The following is an 18,855-nucleotide window of genomic DNA, read 5'->3' as shown; positions in this document are numbered from 1 at the left end:
CCCCATGCCGAACGGCGACCAGCTTCACGGCGTCACAGAAAGCCTCCAGCGCGGCGCGCAGATGGCAGGCACGGTGTCCACGAACATCCAGTCGCACCAGGCCGCGCTGCGGCCGACCGTGGAAGCGCTCAAGGGCCAGTGGGAAGGCACCGCGCGCCCGGCGTTCGACGCCGCGCACGCGAACTGGGAGCAGGGCATCACCCGGCTCACCGCGGCGCTGAACCACCTCGGCGAGAACACGAAGTACTCGTCCAACACCTACGACATGGCCGACCAGGCCAGCGCGTCCGGCCTGCACGCGGCCGGCGGGATGTCCCCGTTCGGTGGCGCGCTCAACTCGGCGGGAGCCTGACATGCTGATCAAGGGCAACTTCGGCCAGCTCGACTCGCTGGCCTCGCAGATCATGGGCACGGTCGGCAAGGTGCAGCAGGAGATGGACACCTGGCGCACCGCGTCCGGCGCCACCGCCAACGACTGGCTGGACCAGGCCGGCGGCCAGTTCACCGAGGTGAACCAGGCCTGGCAGCAGGTCTCGACCGCCCAGCAGGACATGCTGACCGCGCTGCGCGGCGGCGTGGTCAAGGCCAACGGCGAGCTGCAGCAGGCACTGTCGGCGGCCAAGGCCCGCGTGGGCAGCGTGACCATCTAGTCCTTTATGGACACACGGGAAACGGGCTCCTCGCCACGGCGGGGGGCCCGCTTCCCGTGCCGGGTGGCAGGAGGGTGCCAACGGCGGGACCGGTCCCCTCGAGCGTCACGACAATGGCGCGGACAAGCTGTCGCCTCAAGGAAAACAGGTGCCCCTGATGAACCCGGTGATGATCGACTGGCTGAGCGTCGTACTCGGGCCGATCGGCTGCATTCTGCTGGTGGTCGCCCTGGTCAAGACCCGCTCGGCGACGAAGGCCGGAGCTCCGGTCCCCCCGTGGGCCAAGGTCGCGCAGGGCGTGGGCATCGCACTGGTGCTGGTGCTCGCGCTCCTGCACCTGATCGGGACCGACTGAAGGCTCAGGACGGCGGGCGCTCCACCGCGGGCGGCGGGAACAGGAACATCTGCTCCGGCGGCTCCTCCCGCGTGGCGGTGACCAGCCGCGGCGCGGACCGTCCGGCGCGCCAGCGGCGGCCGCGGCCACGGCGGGCGACCAGCGCGAAGACCAGGGCGAGCACCAGCACCAGCAGCAGCACCCCGGCGAGGAGTTCGGCCTTGGCACCGGCCCGCGCCCACCAGCTGTGCTCCCGCTCGGCGGCGAGGTCGACCACCTGCGGCGCGACGGCGGGCAGCACCGCGGGTGCCCCGGTCAGGCCCTCGGTCACGGCGCGGTACGGGTCGACGACGCCGGCACCGTATTCCTGGCTGCCCGCCCCACCACGGGCCATACTCGCGGTGGCGATCAGCCGCGCTGCCACCTGCGGCGCGGTCAAGCCCGGCCACGCGGCCCGCACCAGCGCCGCCGTGCCAGCGACGAACGGGGCCGCGAAGCTGGTGCCCTCCCAGTAGTCGTGCCCGGCGACGCGGGTCGCCGCGACCACGCTCTTGCCCGGCGCCATCAGGTCGACGTACGGGCCGATCTGCGAGCTGTCGTCCCGCGCGCCCGCGATGTCGATCGAGCCGACGCCCAGCACCCCGTCGTAGCCGGCCGGGAACGAGGCGGTCCCCGCGGCGTTCTGCTCGCGGTTGCCCACCGCCGCGACGATCAGCGCGTCCTTCGACTCCGCGTAACCGACCGCGTCACGCACCGGGGGCAGGTCGCTGTAGCCCGAGAGCGACAGGTTGATCACCTTGGCGCCCTGGTCGGCGGCGTAACGGATGCCCTTGCCGACGGCCTCGGGGTCGATCGGCTGCGGCTCGCCGCTGTCGTTGAGCGAACGGTCGGTGACCCGCACCGGCAGGATCCGCGCGCCCGGCGCGATCCCGGCGAAACCCACTCCGGCCACCGGGTCGGCCGCGATGATCGAGGCGACCGCCGTGCCGTGGGACACGCAGTCGTAGTTCCCCGGCAGGTCCCCGGCGTAGAAGAAGTCCCGGCCGGGCAGCACCTTGCCCGGCGCGCTCAGCTGCGGGTGGTCCGAGTCGACGCCGGAGTCGACGACCGCGACCAGCACCCCGGCGCCGGTGCTGTGCGGCCACACCCGTTTCGGGTCGAGCAGCTGCTGCGCCCACGGCTGCTGGACGATCACGTTGTGCGCGGGGTCGGCGTTGCTGCAGGCGCCGGCCGGTGGCGCCGCCGCCCGCGCGGGCGACGTCGTCAAGGCCAGCAGCGCCGGGACCAGCGCGAGCAGGGCGACGATTCGTTTCATAGTCCCGTGATGGTCCCCCGGCCATCACGGCGGTGGCCGCCGCTGGCCGGAAGCGGTCAAGGCGGCCTCGTCCACGCCACCGTCGGCGGCCGCGGCGACCTCTTGGACCTCGAACTGGACCGTGTCGTGACGGCCGCCGGCGGCGAATGCGTGTACCTCGACACCGACGCGATGCAGGGCCGGCTCCAGCGGATCGCCCAGGCCGGGCAGCAGCTCACGGCCGCCTGGCAGGGCAGCGGGCCGGCGATCGCGGCCGATCGGATTCCCGGTCGCCACCAACAGCTTTCGGAGGTCGGCCAGAGCTGCGCCCAGGACTACGTGCGGCGCGATGCCCAAGGCGCCGAGATAAGGGGGCGCGCTGATGCCGGTCGCCGAACCACCCGCCACCAACGGATTCTGGCCGCAGGTCAAGGCGATCTCCGGCTGGCCGGAGACGAACGAGGACGCCGTCACGCGGCTCGCCGCAGCCTGGGCCAAGGGCTTCACCGCCGCGGGACAGACCGACAGCAGCGGCGTGGCCACCGCCTGGGCCGACCCGGCCGGCGCCGCCTTCGGCGCGAAAGTCGGCAAGCTGGGCCAGGTCGGGGCCGCGCTCGGGCAGACGATGCAGCAGATGGCGACCGCCGTCACCGTGTTCGCCACCGAAGTGGCGGCCACGAAGAACAACATCGTCCAGGCGGTCACGCCGAACATCAGCGTGTACGCGTCCTTTGCGACATTGCCCCGCGGCGCAGGCCAGGTAACGGCCCAGAGCCTCGTCCAGCAGGTCGGCGCCGACGTCAAGGGCCTGATCGACCAGGCCGCCGCGCGCGTCGGGGCCACTGCCGTCGGCAAGTCGCAGGGTCCCTGGGCTCAGCCTGGCGCCGACGGTGTGGGACTGGGTCGGGCTCGGCGGTGAGTTCGCCGGCGGGTACGGCGCGGCGAAGGTGATCGGAGTCGGGGTCAAGGAAGCCGCGGGGGCGGCGGCCGCGGGCCACATCCCCTACAACGGCGGGCAAGGCGGGCTCAACCGTGGCATCGAAGCGGCCAACAAGGAGGGCGCGGCGATCGCCCCGGCCTGGGAGGAATCCGGCTCGGGCCTGGCGAACCGGCTGGACAAGAGCGAGGAGTGGGGCCAGAGCGCCGCCGCGGCCGGTCAGGGCGCTGCCGGCGTGGTGCCCCAGATCCCCACGATCATCGAGCAGACCGGGGGCAACACCTCCGACGACAGCAAGAACCTGGCCACCACCGGCAGCATCTACGACCTGTTGGGCAAGGCGCGCTGAGCCCGGCGGTCCAGCTCCGCGAGCACCGGGTCGAAGGCGAGGTCGGCGTCCTCGGTGGCCGCGCGCACCGTCTCCAAGATCTGTGCGGCCAGCGCCTCCGGGTCACGGCCGCGAAGCGCGCGCGGGTCGAGCCACAGCTCCCGCAGGCTGCGGTCGCGGCGGACGGTCGCGCTGACGAACCGGTCTTCCGACTCGGCGACGCCCTCGACTCCGGCGAGATCGTGAGCGAGTCTCCTTCGCCACCAAGGGTTTCAGGCCGGGCTGGCACGTTCCGGTCAGCCCGGCCCGTGGCGCCGGCAGAACCGCCAGACTGGTGGCAAACGACCCGGGGAGACCATTGTGGACGGACAACTGCGGTACCGCGAACTCACTTCGGCACTAAGGGAAATCCGCGACGCCCTGACCGAGGTCCGGGGCATCGCGGATTCGCCGGACGGGCTGATCAGGGCGACCACCGACGGCCACGGCCGGCTGCTGGAACTCGAGCTCGACCCGCGGATCTACCGCTCCAGCGACTCCCAGGCCCTGACCACGGCGATCGCCGACACCGTGCACGCGGCGGCCGAAGCGGCGGAGGCCGAGATCGCGCGCATCGGGGGCAAGCTGCTCACGCCGTCGACCGGCTGCTGAGGGACCCGGTCAACGACGCTGCCGCACCGTGCCGACAAACGCCTCGAAGTCCTTGATCAGCACGGGAAACCGGTCCTCGGTCGCGGTGAGCACGATCCGCAGGACCGCGCCCGGCAGGGGCCGGAAGACCTGGGACTGCACGAGCCGGTACCGTGCCCCGTCGATCTCGGCGGTCAGCCGGACCTGCTGCACCAGGCCTTCCCGGCCGTCGGGGTCTTCGAGGACGTCACGCCCGTCGGTCACCACGTCCGTCGCGGCTGCCTCCAGGTCACGCAGGACGTCGTCGGCCACGTCGGCCGGCCGGCGCCCGGCCGGCTCCTCCTCACCGCCGACGGTGATGTTCGTGGTGAAGCCCGAGCCCCGGGTGGCCGCGTCGAGCAGCACCGCCGAGCCCTCCGGCGCGCCGACCGTGTCGGCGGCCACCTGCACCCAGCCGGTCGGCACGGTGAACTCCAACGGCACAGTCGTACTCATCTCAGGGTCTCCTCTGCTAGAAGCCGCCGGCCAGGCGCTTACCGTAGTTGCCGATCGATTCCTCGGCCTGGCTTATCGACTTGCCGACCTCCGCCGGGTCCACCGCGATGTCGAAGCCGCCGCCGCCACCGGGTCCCGCGGTCAGGTTCCCACCGCCGCCGAAGTGGTACTTGCCGTCCTCGCCCTTCCCGATCCCCCACTCCGCCTTGGCGCCGATGCCGGCCGAGCCTTCGACGTAACCGCCGACGGTGACCCCGCCGTAGGAGGCCTGGCCCCGTGCGGTGACCTTGCCACCCAGCAGCACGTCGGCCTTGACCTGGGCGCCCTGGAGGCTGACATTCCCGCCGGCGCTGCCCTTGAGCCCGTAGAAGCCGTCGACCTTGCCACCGAGGGCGACCGGTCCCGCCGTCCCGGCGAGGGCGAGGTTCCCGCTGACCCCGGCCCCGGCCTCAGCCTTGGCGTACAGGCCCTTCTGGGTGTTGGCCCCGGCCGAAACCGACCCGTTGGCGCCGGTGGTCAGCTCCCACGAGCCCGTGCCGCCCAGCACCTGGCCCTGACCGGTGGCCTTCTCCAGATTGGCCTCGCCCTTGTAGCTGAACTCCTTGCCGTCCTTGGCTATCGACGGCTTCGCGGACGCGTTCAGCCCCTGGACCTTGACCTTCTGCAGCTCGCCCGCCTCCTTGTCCACCGCCGTCCGGATGGAGGAGGAGACGTTCAGGGCGAACGCGGACTTCAGCCAGTCGTAGGGCAGGGAGGCGTAGATCCCCGAGTTGGACTGGATGGTCTGGACGATCTCGTTCTTCGTGTTCATCAACGCGGTCGCGTACGTGTCCACCAGCATGCCGACCGTCTGCAGCTTGTCCGGCAGGCCGGCGACCTGCTGCGCGTGCGCGCTGATCTTGCCCGCCGCGGCGGCGCCCGCCGGGTCGGCCCACGCCGTGGTGACCGTCTGCCCGACCTGGCCGAGCGTGGTGCCCGCGGTGGCCATCTTCTCCCCGGCCTGGGCCCAGGTCAGGCCCAGCTGCCAGGCGGTCTCCTCGTTGTCCTTCGGCCAGCCGTCGTACCAGCCCTTCGCGGCGACGTACAACGGATCGGTGGGTTCGGCGACCGGCATCTGTCTCCCCCTCGACTCAGTGGTGCAGCATGGTGAACGAAGAGGCGGCCTGGTTGTCCGCGCGCACGTAGTCCGCGATGGACTCGTGGCCCGCCTGGGCGAGCTTCAGCCCGGCGGCGACCGTCTGCTGGACCGTCTGGTCGATCTGGGTGACGGCCGGGCGGTACCCGGCCATGAACGCCTGGCCGAGCGTGCCCTGCCCCAGCTGCCCGCCGAGCCCGTCGATCTGGCCGCGGGCGCCCGACCAGGCCTGCTCGACGTCGGCGTCCGCGGAGGCGAGTGAACTCATCGCCCCGGTGGTGCCGCCGCTGTCCATGTTCAAACCCTGGGTCATCTAGGCCTCCTGGCGGGTGAACCGGTCCAGCGCGGCGAACGCCGGACCGAGAAACGGGTCGGTGTCGCCGGGTGCCAGCACGGGTTCGGCAATGGCGAGGGCGCGTGCTCCGGCGGATTCGGCCGCCTCGCGCACGGCCTCGACGATGTCCTCGGCCAGCGCCGCGGCGTCCTGATTCCGGTAGACGCGCGGGTCGAGCCACAGCGACCGCAATTGCCCTTGCGCGCCAACGGTCACCGCGACCAGCCCGTCCGGGGATTCGGCGGGCTCCTCCAGCTCGGCCAGCTCGGCGCGTACCCGCCGGATCTGCTCGGCATCGGTCATGCAGTCAGTTTCGCCGCCGGAGGCCCGGTCCGGCCCCGGCTGGCCGCTAGCTGCCAGCCGGCTCGGTCACCAGGCTGCGCACCTCGAACGCGGCCCGCAGCCGGGTGCGCAGCGGCGTCCCGGCCAGGCCCTTGCGGATGGCCCGGACCGCCGACCACGCCTGGGAAACCGTGCCGTCGTCGGCGGCGCCGCCGGACCAGAGCGCGACGTCCACCTGACGGGCCAGCCATTCCAGGCCCTCCGCCACCGAGCTGTCCATTGTGGACGGCAGGAGCCCGGCCAGATCCCGGACGGTCGCTCCCCGCGGCACGGCGATCCCGTGCGCCCGCAGCAGATCTCGCGCTTCCCGCCAGGCGGCGACCACGGCGTCCGCGCCGGTCCGGCGGAGCCGCCGAGCCGTCCGGACCCGGCGCAGCACCGGGATCGCGAGCACCAGCAGCAGCACCAGCGCGGCGAGCCCGATCAGCAGCCAGAACGGCGGGACCGGCAGCCAGCCACCGGACGAACCGTCGCCGGCGTCGGCCTGGTCGCCCTTCGGCAGGTCCGGGTCCCGCAGCTGGGGAGGCGGCGGCAGCTCGGCCCGCGCCTGCGCGGTCGCCTTGGCCAGCCCGGCCTGGGACTGGGCGGAACCACCGGCCGCGCCGCCGGCCGGGTCCAACGGCACCCAGCCGACCCCCGCGACCGCCACCTCGGGCCAGGCGAACGCGTCTCCATTGTGGACGGTGGTGCTCCCGGAAACCCCGGCCGGCGTGCGGAAGCCGACCGCGAGCCGCGCCGGGATACCGGTGATCCGGGCCAGCGCCACGTACGCGGCGGCGAACTGCTCACTCGTGCCGGCCTTAGTGCTGAACAGGAAGGTCCGCAGCTGGGTCCAGCCGCTGCCGGTGGGCAGCTTCGGCCCGGTCGCGCGCTGGTAGTGCTCGGCGAGGTAGCGCTCCAGCACCAGCGCGGCGCGGAACGACGGCCGCAGCCCGCTGGTCGCGGTCCGGGCCAGCTCGGCGACCCCGGCCGGCACCTGGCCGACGCCGCCGGTCACCGCGGCCGGGTCGATCCCGGCGTCCAGGAGATCGTTCGAGGCAGTGGGTTCCCGCCAGCCGAGCTCGTAGCTGACCGGCCCGGTCCGGTCCGGCAGCAGCAGCACGCCGCTGCTCTGATCGACCAGCGGCGCCACACCGCCGACCGCGACCGGCTCGGGCTGGCTCGGCAGCCACGGCCCGTCCGTCGACGCCGGCACGGTGATCCGCACCTGGTGCGCGGCGTCACCGAGGGAGGCGCCCAGCCGGCGGTAGCCCTCATCGGAACGCCAGGTGACGCCGTCGAAATCGTCGAGCACGGCCAGCCGCCAGCGGTCGACGGGGGCGGCGCCGGTGTAGCTGAACACCGGCACGGCCGGGTGAGTGAGCCGGTCCGCGATCCCGTCGAGCGGGTCGCTGACCCGCAGCGGCGGCAGCGGCGCGGCTTCGTGCTGGATCGCCAGCGGCGGCTGCGCGCCCTGGTCGATCGCCGTGACGCCGACCGAGACGGCCACCGCCAGCACCGCGGTCGGGACGAGGAACACCGCCCGGGCACCGTGGCGGCGGGTCAGCATCAGCAGCGCCCCGGCGACCACGGCGTACGCGAGCCCTGCCGCCGTCGCGGCCGGCCCGGTCAACGGGACGTACGCCTGGCTCAGCCCGGCGACCACCAGGCCGGGGATCAGCGCGACAGCCGGGCGGCGCAGCAGTTCCACGCTCAGCATCGCGGCGACCAGCACGGCGAGCGGGACGAACAGGAGCAGCTCGGGGTCCGGCCGGGCCGGCCAGGTCGACTGGAGGGTCAGCTGCCAGGACTGGGTGAAGCCGTTGAGCAGGCCGCGCAGCATCTCCGCGTCCGGCAGCCCGGGCCCGAACTCGAGCTCCCCCAAGGCCAGGAGCCCCACGAGGAGCATGAGCAACGGCCGCCACGGCGTCAGCGCGGCCACCCGGGTGCACAACTCGGTGACCCCGAAGGAAACCGCCACCACCACGACGATCGGCAGCGCCAGCGCCGCGATCCCGAACACCGGCGCGAACAACATCCCCGCCAGCCCGGTGGCCAGCAGCACCAGCGCTGTCGCCCCGCTGCGCGCGGTGAACGCCCCCTTCACCGCGTCGGACACCGGTAAGGACTCCTTCACCGCTTCGTGCGCGGGCATGGACTCCTTCACGGCGGGGGCCGGGCGCAGCCGGTCGGCCAGGCTGACCGTCCACTGTAGACTCATCGGGCGATCGCATTCCAGCGGCGGGCGGCGTCGGCGGCACTGGCCACCGGCAGCACCGTGGTGTCCGGGAGGCCGCGCAGCGAACCGGCGTCGCCGAGGACGAACACGACCACGGTGGAGTACCGGCCCCGCAGGGCGGCCAGCGCGGCGCGGTCCGCGGCCGTGCCGCCGGCGGTGACCACGGCCAGCCCGCCGACCCCGGAGCGGACCAGGTCTTCGGGCACCAGCGCGGAATCCCCGGACGGCGTCAGCACCGTCAGCGCGTCCAGCAGCCGCCGCAGCGCCGGGGCGCCCCCGCCGGTGTCGATGTCGAGGCCGCCCGCGGTGACCAGCCGGGCCGGCTGGTCCGCCCGCGCGGCCGCCGCGACCAGCGACGCCGCCAGGTCCACCGCCTCCTCCAGCAACGGGCCCTGGACGCGGGTGTCGAGCAGCGCCGTGAACCGCGGCTGGTCGGGGTCGACGTAATCGCGGACCATCAGCTGCCCGGTCCGCGCGGTCGCCTTCCAGTGCAGGTGGCGGACCTCGTCGCCGGGCACGTATTCACGCACCTCGCGCAGGTCGAACGAGCCGCGCAGCCGTTCGTCGACCGCCGCGCCCTCGTGGTGGTGCCGCGGGCGGCCGCCGGCGGGTGCGCGCATCACGTGGATCCTCGGGTGCACCCACAGGGTCGCGGTCTCGCCGGTGGTCAGCCGCCGCCGGCCGAGGCCGAGCGGGTCGCCGCGGTCGAGGGTGAGCGGGCCGACCTGGTGTTTGCCCCGGCGTTCCGTGGGCAGGTCGTAGTGGTGGACGGCCTCGGCGCCGGCGGCCAGCGCGCGCACGCTGACGCTGTGGAACCCGGTGCCGACCCGGTCGCCCGCGCTGAACGCGCCCTGACGCCGTCCGGTCGGGTTGTGCACGCGCAGCTTGGCGAACGCCGGACGGCCGCGTTCGACCCGATCGGGGTAAACCTCGCGGCTGACCGACACCCGCGGCCGCCGTCCCGTCACCGCGGCCGCCGCGACCAGCGCCCCGGCCCCGGCGCCCGCGATCGCGAGGAACAGCGGATAACCGGCCAGCTGACCGAAGGCGAAGAGGACCACCGTGGCCGCCAGGACGCCGAGGCCGCGCCGCGTTACTAATCCGACCGGAAGTAGGCGGACACGGGCTGCAGCCGATCCGCTCGTAGGGACCCGTTTCCGCCGTGGCTGTAGTCGGATTAGTAACGAACGGCACAGCAGCCTGAGCATCAGGCCCTCGCTGCCGTGCCGGCCGGGGCCGGGGTCGTGGCTAGCACCTCGTCGACGACGTCGGCGGGACGGCGGTTGTTCAGCTCCGCGTCGGTGGTCAGGATCAGCCGGTGCGCCAGTACCGGCTGCGCGATCTCCTTGACGTCGTCGGGAGTCACGAAGCCGCGGCCGTAGGTGGCCGCGAGTCCTTGCGCCGCGCGGATGAGCGCGATGCTGCCGCGCGGGCTGGCGCCGTAACGCAGCGCGGCGTGGGTGCGGGTGGCCGCGGCGAGCCGGGCGGCGTACTCGCAAACCGCACCGTCCACATGGGCCGCGCGGACCTGTGCGATGGCCTGCTGCAGGGTCGGGATGTCGACCACCGGCGACAGCTCGTCCGGGCCGATCCCGGCGCAGTCGCCCATGATCACCTTGACCTCGGACGCGAGATCCGGGTAACCGACCTCCAGCCGCATCAGGAACCGGTCCAGCTGCGCCTCGGGCAGCCGGTAGGTGCCCGCCATCTCGATCGGGTTCTGGGTGGCCACCACGAGGAACGGCCGCGGCACCTCGTGCCGGACCGCGTCCACCGTGACCGTCCGCTCGCCCATCACCTCCAGCAGCGCCGACTGGGTTTTCGGCGTGCCGCGGTTGATCTCGTCGGCGACCACCACGTTCGCGAAGATCCCGCCGGGGTGGAACTCGAACCGCTCGGCGCGCTGGTGGTACACCGGCACGCCGGTGATGTCGCCGGGCAGCAGGTCGGGCGTGAACTGGATGCGGTTCCACGAGCCGCCGACGCTGCGGGCCAGGCAGCGGGCCAGCGTCGTCTTGCCGACCCCCGGCACGTCCTCGACCAGCAGGTGCCCCTCGGCGAACACCGCGGCGATCGCCAGGCGGACCAGCTGCGGCTTTCCCCGCAGTACACTGTGGACATTCGCCGCGATGCGCTCGTAAACGGCGCCGGGCGCGATTTCTGGAGTCATCGGTTCATTTCCAGGTGATCGAGTTGGACTTCACGATAGTGCCGTCGGGCGCGATGACCTGAACATAGATCGTCTCGCCCGCCACGTCGTAGTCGAGTTGGTTGTAGTTCGCCGAGCCGCTCGCGTTGGTGGTGGTGGATTCGGTCTGGACGTTGTTGTTGCTGGATGAGCTGAGCTGGATGTCGTACTTCGTGTTCGCTTCGAAGCCCGTCATCGAGACATTCACCTGATAACAATCTTTGCTGCAGTTGGACGAGCTGGTTTTGGCTCCCCGGCTGATGCTGACCGACTGCGCCGGAACCGTGATCGACTTCGACGCCGTCGCCCCGTTGCGGGTCTCGCCGTCCGGAGTCTTGGTCACCGCCCGCACCGTGAAGGTGTAGGACTTCCCCGCGGCCAGCCCGGAATACGTCGCCGTGGTGCCGGAAACGGTCTGTTGCGCCTGTCCGGTGCCGGTCACCAGGTAGTTCACCAGCTGGCCGCCGCCGAGGTCCGGCTGCGTCCACGAAAGGGACGCGCCGCCGTTGCGATAGGTCGCCGTGAGCCCGGGCGCGGACGCCGACGCGGCCGGAGTGGCCGAGGCCGACGCGCCCGGTCCGGTGCCCGCCTTGTTCACCGCGACCACGGTGAAGGTGTAGCGGGTTCCGTTGCTCAGCCCCGGAATACTGGCCTGACGGGTGCCGCCACCGACGGTTTTCGACCCGCCGGACCAGCTGATCTGATAGGACGTCACGGTCGCGCGGTTCGCCGCCGCGGCGCCCCAGCTGACCGTCGCCGAGCCGGCGCCGCCGGTGGCCGACACCGAAGGCGGCGCTCCCGGTGGGCTGGCCGGCACCGCGGGCGGCGCCGGGGGCTTGGCCGGTTTGGCCGGCTTCTCCGGGGTACGGGCGGGGCCGGGTTTGTTACCCGCGTTGACATCCGGCTTCGGGGCGGCATCGCCCGTCCCCCGCTGCTCGACCGGGGGCAGGGTGCCCGGCTGCGGCGGCGCGGGCTGGCCCGGGGCCGGCTGGTCGGGCTTGTTGACCGGCGGCGGCACGACCGGGACGTCGGTGACCTTGCCGTCCTTGCCGACGACCAGCACGTGGGTGCCCTGGCCGCCCTCGACGTAGACCTGGGAGTCCTCACCGCGGTCCAGCCGCGAAGTGCCCGCGCCCGGCGGGATCGGCTTGGCGTCGGCCTGCTTGCCGGTGCCGTCGAAGGTGAGCAGGGTGCCCGACGAGCGGTCCACCAGCGCGACGACCGAGCCGCCGGCCACCGGTCCGTCGTACTGCCCGGCGGGGAGCTGGACGGCCACCGGCTTCTGCGGCTTCGGCGCGGGATCGACGAGGTAGAGCCGGTTCGTCTGCTGGTCGAGCAGCGGCACGCGGCCGGACACGTCGTTCGCCGCCGGACGCAGGTTGGCCGAGGGGGCCAGGCCCATCGACACCGCGTCGCCGAGCCCGCCGGTGCCGACGGCGCGCAGGGTGGCGTCGGTGGTGTCCACGAAGTGCGGCTGGTCCCCGACGACGGTCAGCGAGCCGGTGTGCCCGGCCGGCAGCACGACCGGGCAGGACGTGACGCGGTCCGCGCCCTGGTCCAGCCGGCAGATGAGGCCGGAGCCGGCGCGCAGCAGCCAGACCGTGCCGTCGGCGGTGGCGACCGCGTCGCTGATCGGGCCGCCCGCCGACATCGTGGCGGACGGGTCGCCGAGCCGGACGACCTGCCCGGCCTGGCGGTAGACGAGGTACGGGCCGCCGGCCGTCTCGAGGCCCAGCGGGACCTCCTTCGACGGCGGCGCGACCGCCGGGCCCGCCGTCAGGTCCGACTTGCCGAACCGGCTGATGCGCGAATCGCCCACGACGTAGCCGTTGGTGTCGCCCTGCACCACCTGGCTGCCCTGATCACCCGGCACCGCCGCCTGCGCGTCGATCCCCGCGGTGCCGCCGTCGAGGTGGAAAGCGGCCTGCAGCACGGAGTTGTAGACCCAGTGCCCGCCGGGCACCACCCGCATCCCCGGCAGCGGTTTCGCCGCGCCGGTCACGGCCGCGGTCACCGCGGCGGCCGCGACCACCACAACGGCGATCACGGGCAGCCGGGTCCGCCAAGACACGGTCTTTCTTGACGAGTTGCGCCGAGTGTTCTCGCTCACGGACGGCAGGTTAGCCGGGAGTGCGGGGAGGGGTCCCGGCTATGGCCGGAAAGGGCCACTCTCCGCCGCGATCCGGTTACACCCGAGCGCCCCAGTGCCACATTCGTCGCGCCCCAGGTCAGGCGCGCGGGCTGGCCACGGGCAGCACGAGCTCGAAGATCGCGCCGCCCTCGTCGGCGTTGTACACCGCGAGCGAGCCGCCGTGGGCCTGGGCGACCCAGCGGACGATCGACAGGCCGAGGCCGGTCGAGCCGCTGCCGCTGGTGAACCGGTCGAGGGTGCCGTCGGCGACGGCGTCCTCGACGCCGGGCCCGTGGTCGGCGACCGTGACCCGCCCGCCGGCGACGGTGATGTGCACGATCGCGGGCTGATCGGGCTGACGGCCGTAGCGCAGCGCGTTGTCCAGCAGGTTCCCGATCGCCCGCTGCACCAGCCCGGGGTCGACCTGGACCAGCGACGGGGCGGCGGTCACGGTGACGCTGGCGCCGCCGGCCGGGGTGTCCTCGACCAGCCCGGTGACCAGCTGGTCCAGCCAGACGGGCTGGATCGCCAGGTCGTCGACGCCCGCCGCGAGCCGCGCGCGGACGAGCAGGCTGTCGATGATCCCGCCCATCCGCGACGCGAGCTGGACGGTGCGCGGCAGCAGCTCCCGGGTCTGGTCGGGGTGGCGCAGCGAGGTCTCGGCGAGCGCACGCAGGGCCGCGACCGGCGTGCGCAGGTCGTGCGCGGTCTCGGCGAGCAGGATCTCCTGCTGTTCCAGCGCGGCCGCCGCCGGACGGATCGCGCGGCCCGCGAAGAAGTGGCCGGCCAGCGCCAGCCCGCCGATGAGCACCAGGCAGCCGCCGAACACGAAAAGCGTGTAGCGGATGTGATCGTCGTACGTGGCCTGCCCGTCGGTGACCGCGACGACGGCGCCGATGTACTGGCCCGACGTGCTGCGCACCGGTTCGGCCCGCATCCGCAGCCGCCGGTCGCCCGCGCCGCGGATCTGCCCGTACTCGATCTTCCCGCTGCGGGCCGCCTCGTCGGCGAATCCGCCGAGCAGCGGCAGGTCGACCTGCACGCACTGCTGCGCGCTGGTGTAAGCCGGGAAGTCCCCGGACGCGCCGGGCAGGACGGCGAACTGCGGGCATTCGTCGTTGAGCTGATCACGCGCGACGAACCCGGTGGTCAGGGTGCCGTTCGTGGCGTCGAACTGGAGCAGCCGGGCGACCACGGCGGTGACCCGCTCCAGCTGGGCGTCCAGCTGCTGGTCGCCCTGCCGGTCGTCGTTGCTGACCAGCAGCCAGGCGAACACGATCAGCCCGATCGCGTTGATCCCGGTGAAGACCAGGGTGAGCAGCCGGCGCAGGCCGCGCAGCCGGTCGGCCGCGGACCGGCTCACGACGCCGGGTCCGCGAAGCCGAACCGGTACCCGCGGCCGCGCACGGTGTGGATCAGGCTCGGCTCACGCAGCTTGCGCCGCAGCCGTTTCACCACGGCGTCGACCACATTGGACATCGGGTCCGCGCTTTCGTCCCAGCAGTGGTCGATCAGGTCGCTGCGCGAAACCGCCTGCTCGTGGTGTACGGCCAGGTACTCCAGCACCGCGAACTCGCGCCCGGAGAGCGTGAGCAACGCGCCCGCGCGCCGGGTCTCCCGCCGCGCGCAGTCGATCTCGAGGTCGGCGAAGCGCAGCACCGGCGGGCGGCTGCCGCCCGGGCGGGCCAGCGACCGCACCCGCGCGGTCAGCTCGGCCACCGAGAACGGCTTGACCACGTAGTCGTCACCCCCGTGCGTGAACCCGTCGATCCGGTCGGACGCGCGGTCGCGCGCCGTCATGAACAGCACCCGCGCGTCCCACCCCTCGAGCCGGCGCCGGCGCACGTAGTCCAGCGCGTCGCCGTCCGGGAGCATCCGGTCCAGCACCACGCAGGCGAACCCGTCGGCCCGCAGCTCGGCGTCGGCTCCGGCCAGGTCAGCGGCCACAACGACGTCGAACCCGGCCGCGCCCAGTTCGGCGCGCACCGCGGCCCGCAGGTTCTCGTCGTCCTCGACGAGCAGTACTCGCACCGGCTGCCTCATGTCATCGAAACCTCATGTAGCGGGTGATCGTATTCCGCCCAACGCGAGTCCAGCACGGTGACGAGGAGGTGGCTCGATGATCTTCCCCGGATCGGACCAGGCGGTGTGCTCGTACGCTAGCGTGCCCGCCCGCCCGGATCACCCGAAGACGGCAAGGTGGCCACAAGCGGCCACTCCCGCTCGGGGGGTGCACTGTGGACGGTCGTGAGCAGGTCGGCGCGCTGGCCCGGCCTTCGGCGGACGCGAGCGGCGCGACGCGGGCGGCGGGCACTCCGGTGCTGGTCGTCTCGGCGGCGGCGACCGCGGCCCCGGCATACGCCCGGACTCCCGCCCCGCCGCGTACGTACGCCCCCGCCGCGCCCCGAGTGCTGGCCCCGCCCCCGATGCTGCCACCACCACCCCCGGCCCCGGCGCCGTCCGCGCCGGTCCGGACGGCGGCCCCGAAAGCCAAGACCACCCGTCCGGCCACGCGGATCGAGCCGGCCCAGGTGGTCTGCTGGCAGGTTTCCGTGGTCGCCGTGCTGGCCTGCCTCGACCGGCCGTGGCCGGTGCTGACCGCGGTCTCCGTCGGCGCGGCCATGGTGCTCGCGCTGACCGCGATCCGCGTCGACGGCCGCTGGCTGTACCAGCTCGCGGGCCTCGCCTCCCGGTTCACCCTGCGGGGCCGGCGGCACGATCTGCCGGACTCGCCCGCCAAGGCCGAGGCCCTGATCTCGCTGCTGCTGCCCGGTTCGACCATCGGCACGCTGGACACGGCGCAGGGCGCGACCCCGGCGATCAGCCACGCGCACGGCCTGACCGCCATGGTCTGCCCGGAGAAGGCCGTCGACCCCCGCGCCTTCCCCGGCCCGGCCGCCCTGCTGCCGCCCGCGACCGAAGACGACCCGGAGTTCGTGGTGCAGGCCGCGTTCCACGCCGGGACCCGGCCGGACGCGCCGCCGCGGCTCTGGCTGGGCGTGCACGCCGTCCGCACCGCCGACGTGCCGGGCGACCCCGAGCTGGAACTGGCGCTGCGCAACGCGGTCCGCCGGATCCGGCGGGCGCTGAACCGGGCCGGCATCACCGCCGGGCCGCCGTCGGAAGAGGCCGCGTTCGCCGCCCTCACCGCGCTCGCGCACGTCACCGGCGGCCGCAACGAACTGCGTGAGGACTGGCGGTTCTGGCGGACCGGCCCGGTCTCCCAAGCCTGTTTCACGCTCGACGGCTGGGCCGGGCTCGCCGACCCGGTGGCCACCGCGCTCACCGTCCGGCTGCTCGCCCCGGTCTCCGGGGTCGCGGTGACGCTCACCCTCGCCGCGCGGACCGGGGGCCGCCGCTCCGCCGTGCTGCGGCTCGCGGCCACCACCGAGGCGGCGCTCGACGTGACCTCGGCCCGGCTCACCCAGCTCCTCACCCCGGCCGGCATCCGGCTGTCCCGCCTCGACGGCGCCCACTTCTCCGCGGTGGCCGCGTCGCTCCCGATCGGAGGTTTCCCGCGATGACCCTCGCATTCGACCAGCCCCGCCCGCTCTCCGGCGCGCCCGGCAACGGAATCCAGGACCTGCTCGCGCAGGCGTCGTTCGAAGTACTGGTGATGAGCACCCGTTCGGTCGCCGGGCCGGACCCGATCGGCCTGGTCCGCCCCGGCGACCTGGACAACCTGCGGCGCGGCGTGCGTTACCGCGTGCTCGCGCCCGACACCGCCCGCACCGCGCCGCGGCTGTCCACCCGGCTCGCCGAGCTGACCCTGGCCGGCGCGGCGACCCGCACCGTGCCCCGGGTTCCGCTGGACGCGCTGGTCATCGACGGCACCGTGGTCGTGCTGCCGGCCGGCCGCACCGGGGCCGCGGCGTTCCACCTGCCCGGAGTGGTGACCTCGGCGGTCGAGCTGTTCGAACGGCTGTGGCCGACCGCCGTCCCGCTGTCGGCGAACTGCCTGCCCGGCGACGCCGAAAGCGATCAGCGGGAACGGGAGCTGCTGAAGCTGCTCGCGGCGGGCCACACCGACGCGGCCGCCGCCGCGCAGCTGGGTATCTCGGTGCGCACCGTCCGCCGGACCGTCGCCGACCTGATGAACCGGCTGGGCGCGCGCAGCCGCTTCCAGGCCGGGGCCAAGGCCGCCGACCGCGGCTGGCTCGCCGAGCGGGCGAGCTGATGACCGCGGCGACGAGCCGGACCCTGCTCGTCGCGCCCGGGCAACAGGGCGCGTACGCGACGATCGGCGACGCCGTCCGCGCCGCCCCCGACGACGCCACCATCTCAGTGGCCGGCGGCAGCTACGAGGAGACGTTCGAACTCGTCGAGCGCCGGTTGACGATGCGGGCCGCGGCGGGCGCGACGGTCCGCCTCGACGGCACCGGCGCGAGCTGGGCCACGCTCAAGGTCCGCGGTGGTTTCCTTACGCTGCAAGGGATCGAGGTGGCCGCGGAGGTCACCGCGGTCCAGGCCGAGGACGTCGAGCTGACGCTGGAGCGGTGCACGGTGTCCGCGCGCGGCGGTCCGGCGGTGAGCGTGCGGGGCTGCCGCAAGTTCACCCTCGGCCGGTGCACGATCAGCGGCGCCGAGCAGGGCGTGGTGGTGGAAAGCTCGTCCGGGCGGATCGAAAACTGCGACATCCGCGACGTCACCGGCGACGGCCTGGTGATCGGGCTCGGCGCGGACCCCGAGGTCGTCGGGTGCACGATCGCCGGCTGCGGGCACCGCGGCATGTACCTCTACCAGTACGCCCGCCCGGTGGTCGAAGGCTGCGACGTCTCGCGGACGACCGGGGCGGGGATCGCCGTCGCGCACCGCAGTGTGCCGACGATCCGGCGGACGAAGGTGCACGACGTGGCCGGCGCCGGGATGTCGTTCGGCCCGGACTGCGGCGGGCAGGTGGAGGCCTGCCCGCTCGAGAACACCGCCGAACCCGCGCTGGACCTCGCCGAGGGCGCGACGCCAACGGTCGTCGCCCCGTCCGCGGCGGCGAGCGCGGCGGAAGGCCTGGACGGACTGCTCAGCCGGCTCGACGAGATGGTCGGCCTGCGGGCGGTGAAGGCCGAGGTGCGCGCGGTCGTCGACGAGATCCAGGTCGACGAGTGGCGGCGCAACGCCGGGCTGGCCGTCGGCACCGTGAGCCACCACCTGATCTTCACCGGCGCCCCCGGCACCGGTAAGACGACGGTCGCCCGCACCTACGGCAGCCTGCTGCGCGAGCTGGGCGTGCTCGAAGGCGGGCAGTTCCGCGAGGTGTCCCGCCGCGACCTGGTCGGCCAGTACATCGGCCACACCGCGGAGAAGACGTCGGTCGTGTTCGAGGAATGCCTCGGCGGCGTGCTGTTCATCGATGAGGCGTACACCCTCTCGCGCCCGACCGGCGGTGGCGGCGACTTCGGGCAGGAGGCGATCGACACCCTGGTGAAGCTGATGGAGGACCACCGCGACCAGGTGGCGGTGATCGTCGCGGGCTACACCGGGGAGATGGCCGGGTTCCTGGCCGCGAACCCGGGGCTGGCTTCGAGGTTCGCGAAGACCATCGAGTTCGAGGACTACACCCCGCCCGACCTGCTCGAGATCGTCCAGCGGATGGCCGCCGAAGGCGACTACCTGCTCGAAGCGGACACGAAACCGTTGCTGCTGAGCCATTTCGACCGGATCACGGGCTCGCCCGGCTTCGGCAACGCCCGCGACGCGCGGCGCTCGTTCGAAGGCGCCCGCAAGGCCCAGTCGCAACGCCTGCGCGGCCTCGGCCGGATGCCGGAGACCTCGGAGCTGCGGACGTTGACGGCCGCGGACGTCCAGGCTGCCACCAGCTGATCCGGAGGCACTACGCTCGGTG

General features: G+C 73.5%; 21 protein-coding genes and 1 pseudogene. 9 read left to right on the top strand and 13 right to left on the bottom strand.

The window, feature by feature from the left end; genetic code table 11:
• Positions 1–4: 4 nt before the first annotated feature.
• From BMY97_RS27520 to BMY97_RS27510, 3 genes are all read left to right on the top strand, one after another.
• A complete protein-coding gene (locus tag BMY97_RS27520) occupies positions 5–352 on the top strand; it encodes a WXG100 family type VII secretion target (RefSeq protein WP_091621723.1) in 348 nt (115 codons plus the stop codon).
• A 1-nt stretch (position 353) separates the two neighbouring features.
• Positions 354–650, top strand: coding sequence for a WXG100 family type VII secretion target (locus BMY97_RS27515; protein WP_091621721.1), 297 nt, complete (start codon positions 354–356; stop codon positions 648–650).
• A 148-nt stretch (positions 651–798) separates the two neighbouring features.
• Positions 799–1,005 carry a hypothetical protein gene (locus BMY97_RS27510; RefSeq protein WP_143086308.1) on the top strand — a complete coding sequence of 69 codons (207 nt, stop codon included), beginning with the start codon at positions 799–801 and terminating at the stop codon, positions 1,003–1,005.
• 4 nt (positions 1,006–1,009) lie between these two features.
• Here the strand turns inward: BMY97_RS27510 and mycP are convergent, their stop codons facing one another.
• Both mycP and BMY97_RS27500 read right to left on the bottom strand, forming a co-directional pair.
• On the bottom strand, positions 1,010–2,299 hold the full coding sequence (gene mycP, locus BMY97_RS27505) for a type VII secretion-associated serine protease mycosin (RefSeq protein WP_091621715.1): 1,290 nt from the start codon (positions 2,297–2,299) through the stop codon (positions 1,010–1,012).
• Positions 2,300–2,323: 24 nt separating this feature from the next.
• Positions 2,324–2,635 (bottom strand): hypothetical protein, encoded by a 312-nt coding sequence (locus BMY97_RS27500; RefSeq protein ID WP_091621713.1) that lies wholly within the window; start codon positions 2,633–2,635, stop codon positions 2,324–2,326.
• A 25-nt stretch (positions 2,636–2,660) separates the two neighbouring features.
• Here BMY97_RS27500 and BMY97_RS27495 point away from each other — a divergent pair, with 25 nt between their 5' ends.
• Positions 2,661–3,197 carry a WXG100-like domain-containing protein gene (locus BMY97_RS27495; RefSeq protein ID WP_091621711.1) on the top strand — a complete coding sequence of 179 codons (537 nt, stop codon included), beginning with the start codon at positions 2,661–2,663 and terminating at the stop codon, positions 3,195–3,197.
• Positions 3,169–3,564: a hypothetical protein gene (locus BMY97_RS27490; RefSeq protein ID WP_091621708.1), complete on the top strand. Its 396-nt coding sequence runs from the start codon at positions 3,169–3,171 to the stop codon at positions 3,562–3,564. The genes BMY97_RS27495 and BMY97_RS27490 overlap by 29 nt, the downstream gene beginning before the upstream one ends.
• Here BMY97_RS27490 and BMY97_RS27485 read toward each other — a convergent pair.
• Positions 3,537–3,782 (bottom strand): annotated as a pseudogene (locus tag BMY97_RS27485) (YbaB/EbfC family nucleoid-associated protein); the annotation flags it as partial. The gene BMY97_RS27490 and the pseudogene BMY97_RS27485 overlap by 28 nt on opposite strands.
• 121 nt (positions 3,783–3,903) lie before the next feature.
• On the opposite strand from BMY97_RS27485, the gene BMY97_RS27480 reads away from it, so the two are divergent.
• On the top strand, positions 3,904–4,194 hold the full coding sequence (locus tag BMY97_RS27480; protein WP_245787519.1) for a YbaB/EbfC family nucleoid-associated protein: 291 nt from the start codon (positions 3,904–3,906) through the stop codon (positions 4,192–4,194).
• A gap of 9 nt (positions 4,195–4,203) precedes the next feature.
• Here BMY97_RS27480 and BMY97_RS27475 read toward each other — a convergent pair whose 3' ends face one another.
• The 10 genes from BMY97_RS27475 to BMY97_RS27430 all read right to left on the bottom strand — a co-directional run bounded on the left by BMY97_RS27475 (position 4,204) and on the right by BMY97_RS27430 (position 15,059).
• On the bottom strand, positions 4,204–4,668 hold the full coding sequence (locus tag BMY97_RS27475; RefSeq protein WP_143086307.1) for a hypothetical protein: 465 nt from the start codon (positions 4,666–4,668) through the stop codon (positions 4,204–4,206).
• A gap of 16 nt (positions 4,669–4,684) precedes the next feature.
• On the bottom strand, positions 4,685–5,782 hold the full coding sequence (locus tag BMY97_RS47245) for a WXG100-like domain-containing protein (RefSeq protein WP_091621704.1): 1,098 nt from the start codon (positions 5,780–5,782) through the stop codon (positions 4,685–4,687).
• A 16-nt stretch (positions 5,783–5,798) separates the two neighbouring features.
• Positions 5,799–6,116: a hypothetical protein gene (locus BMY97_RS27465; protein ID WP_091621701.1), complete on the bottom strand. Its 318-nt coding sequence runs from the start codon at positions 6,114–6,116 to the stop codon at positions 5,799–5,801.
• The gene (locus BMY97_RS27460; RefSeq protein WP_091621699.1) at positions 6,117–6,440 is read right to left on the bottom strand and encodes a YbaB/EbfC family nucleoid-associated protein; all 324 of its coding nucleotides are present in this window, start codon (positions 6,438–6,440) and stop codon (positions 6,117–6,119) included.
• A 46-nt stretch (positions 6,441–6,486) separates the two neighbouring features.
• Complete coding sequence (locus BMY97_RS27455; RefSeq protein ID WP_245787518.1) at positions 6,487–8,679, bottom strand: transglutaminase TgpA family protein; 2,193 nt, start codon at positions 8,677–8,679, stop codon at positions 6,487–6,489.
• Positions 8,676–9,758: a DUF58 domain-containing protein gene (locus BMY97_RS27450; protein ID WP_245787517.1), complete on the bottom strand. Its 1,083-nt coding sequence runs from the start codon at positions 9,756–9,758 to the stop codon at positions 8,676–8,678. Before BMY97_RS27450 ends, BMY97_RS27455 begins: the two co-directional genes overlap by 4 nt.
• A gap of 146 nt (positions 9,759–9,904) precedes the next feature.
• Entirely contained in the window at positions 9,905–10,867 is a 963-nt protein-coding gene (locus tag BMY97_RS27445) for an AAA family ATPase (RefSeq protein ID WP_091621693.1), read from the bottom strand.
• A gap of 4 nt (positions 10,868–10,871) precedes the next feature.
• Complete coding sequence (locus tag BMY97_RS27440) at positions 10,872–12,995, bottom strand: fibronectin type III domain-containing protein (RefSeq protein WP_143086306.1); 2,124 nt, start codon at positions 12,993–12,995, stop codon at positions 10,872–10,874.
• Between the two features lie 118 nt (positions 12,996–13,113).
• Positions 13,114–14,379: a sensor histidine kinase gene (locus BMY97_RS27435; protein ID WP_091621688.1), complete on the bottom strand. Its 1,266-nt coding sequence runs from the start codon at positions 14,377–14,379 to the stop codon at positions 13,114–13,116.
• Complete coding sequence (locus BMY97_RS27430; protein WP_177231577.1) at positions 14,376–15,059, bottom strand: response regulator transcription factor; 684 nt, start codon at positions 15,057–15,059, stop codon at positions 14,376–14,378. The genes BMY97_RS27435 and BMY97_RS27430 overlap by 4 nt, the downstream gene beginning before the upstream one ends.
• A gap of 194 nt (positions 15,060–15,253) precedes the next feature.
• Here BMY97_RS27430 and BMY97_RS27425 point away from each other — a divergent pair, with 194 nt between their 5' ends.
• Genes BMY97_RS27425 through BMY97_RS27415 form a run of 3 tightly spaced genes read left to right on the top strand, consistent with a single transcriptional unit; the run spans position 15,254 to position 18,833 of the window.
• Positions 15,254–16,540, top strand: a complete 1,287-nt coding sequence (locus BMY97_RS27425; protein WP_091621685.1) for a hypothetical protein — start codon at positions 15,254–15,256, stop codon at positions 16,538–16,540.
• Entirely contained in the window at positions 16,537–17,193 is a 657-nt protein-coding gene (locus tag BMY97_RS27420) for a helix-turn-helix transcriptional regulator (protein WP_091621684.1), read from the top strand. Before BMY97_RS27425 ends, BMY97_RS27420 begins: the two co-directional genes overlap by 4 nt.
• Complete coding sequence (locus BMY97_RS27415; RefSeq protein ID WP_091621682.1) at positions 17,193–18,833, top strand: right-handed parallel beta-helix repeat-containing protein; 1,641 nt, start codon at positions 17,193–17,195, stop codon at positions 18,831–18,833. The genes BMY97_RS27420 and BMY97_RS27415 overlap by 1 nt, the downstream gene beginning before the upstream one ends.
• Positions 18,834–18,855: the final 22 nt, after the last annotated feature.

It is taken from the genome of Amycolatopsis saalfeldensis, assembly GCF_900110575.1.
Classification (GTDB): domain Bacteria; phylum Actinomycetota; class Actinomycetes; order Mycobacteriales; family Pseudonocardiaceae; genus Amycolatopsis; species Amycolatopsis saalfeldensis.
This window is presented reverse-complemented; position numbering and strand designations above follow the sequence as displayed.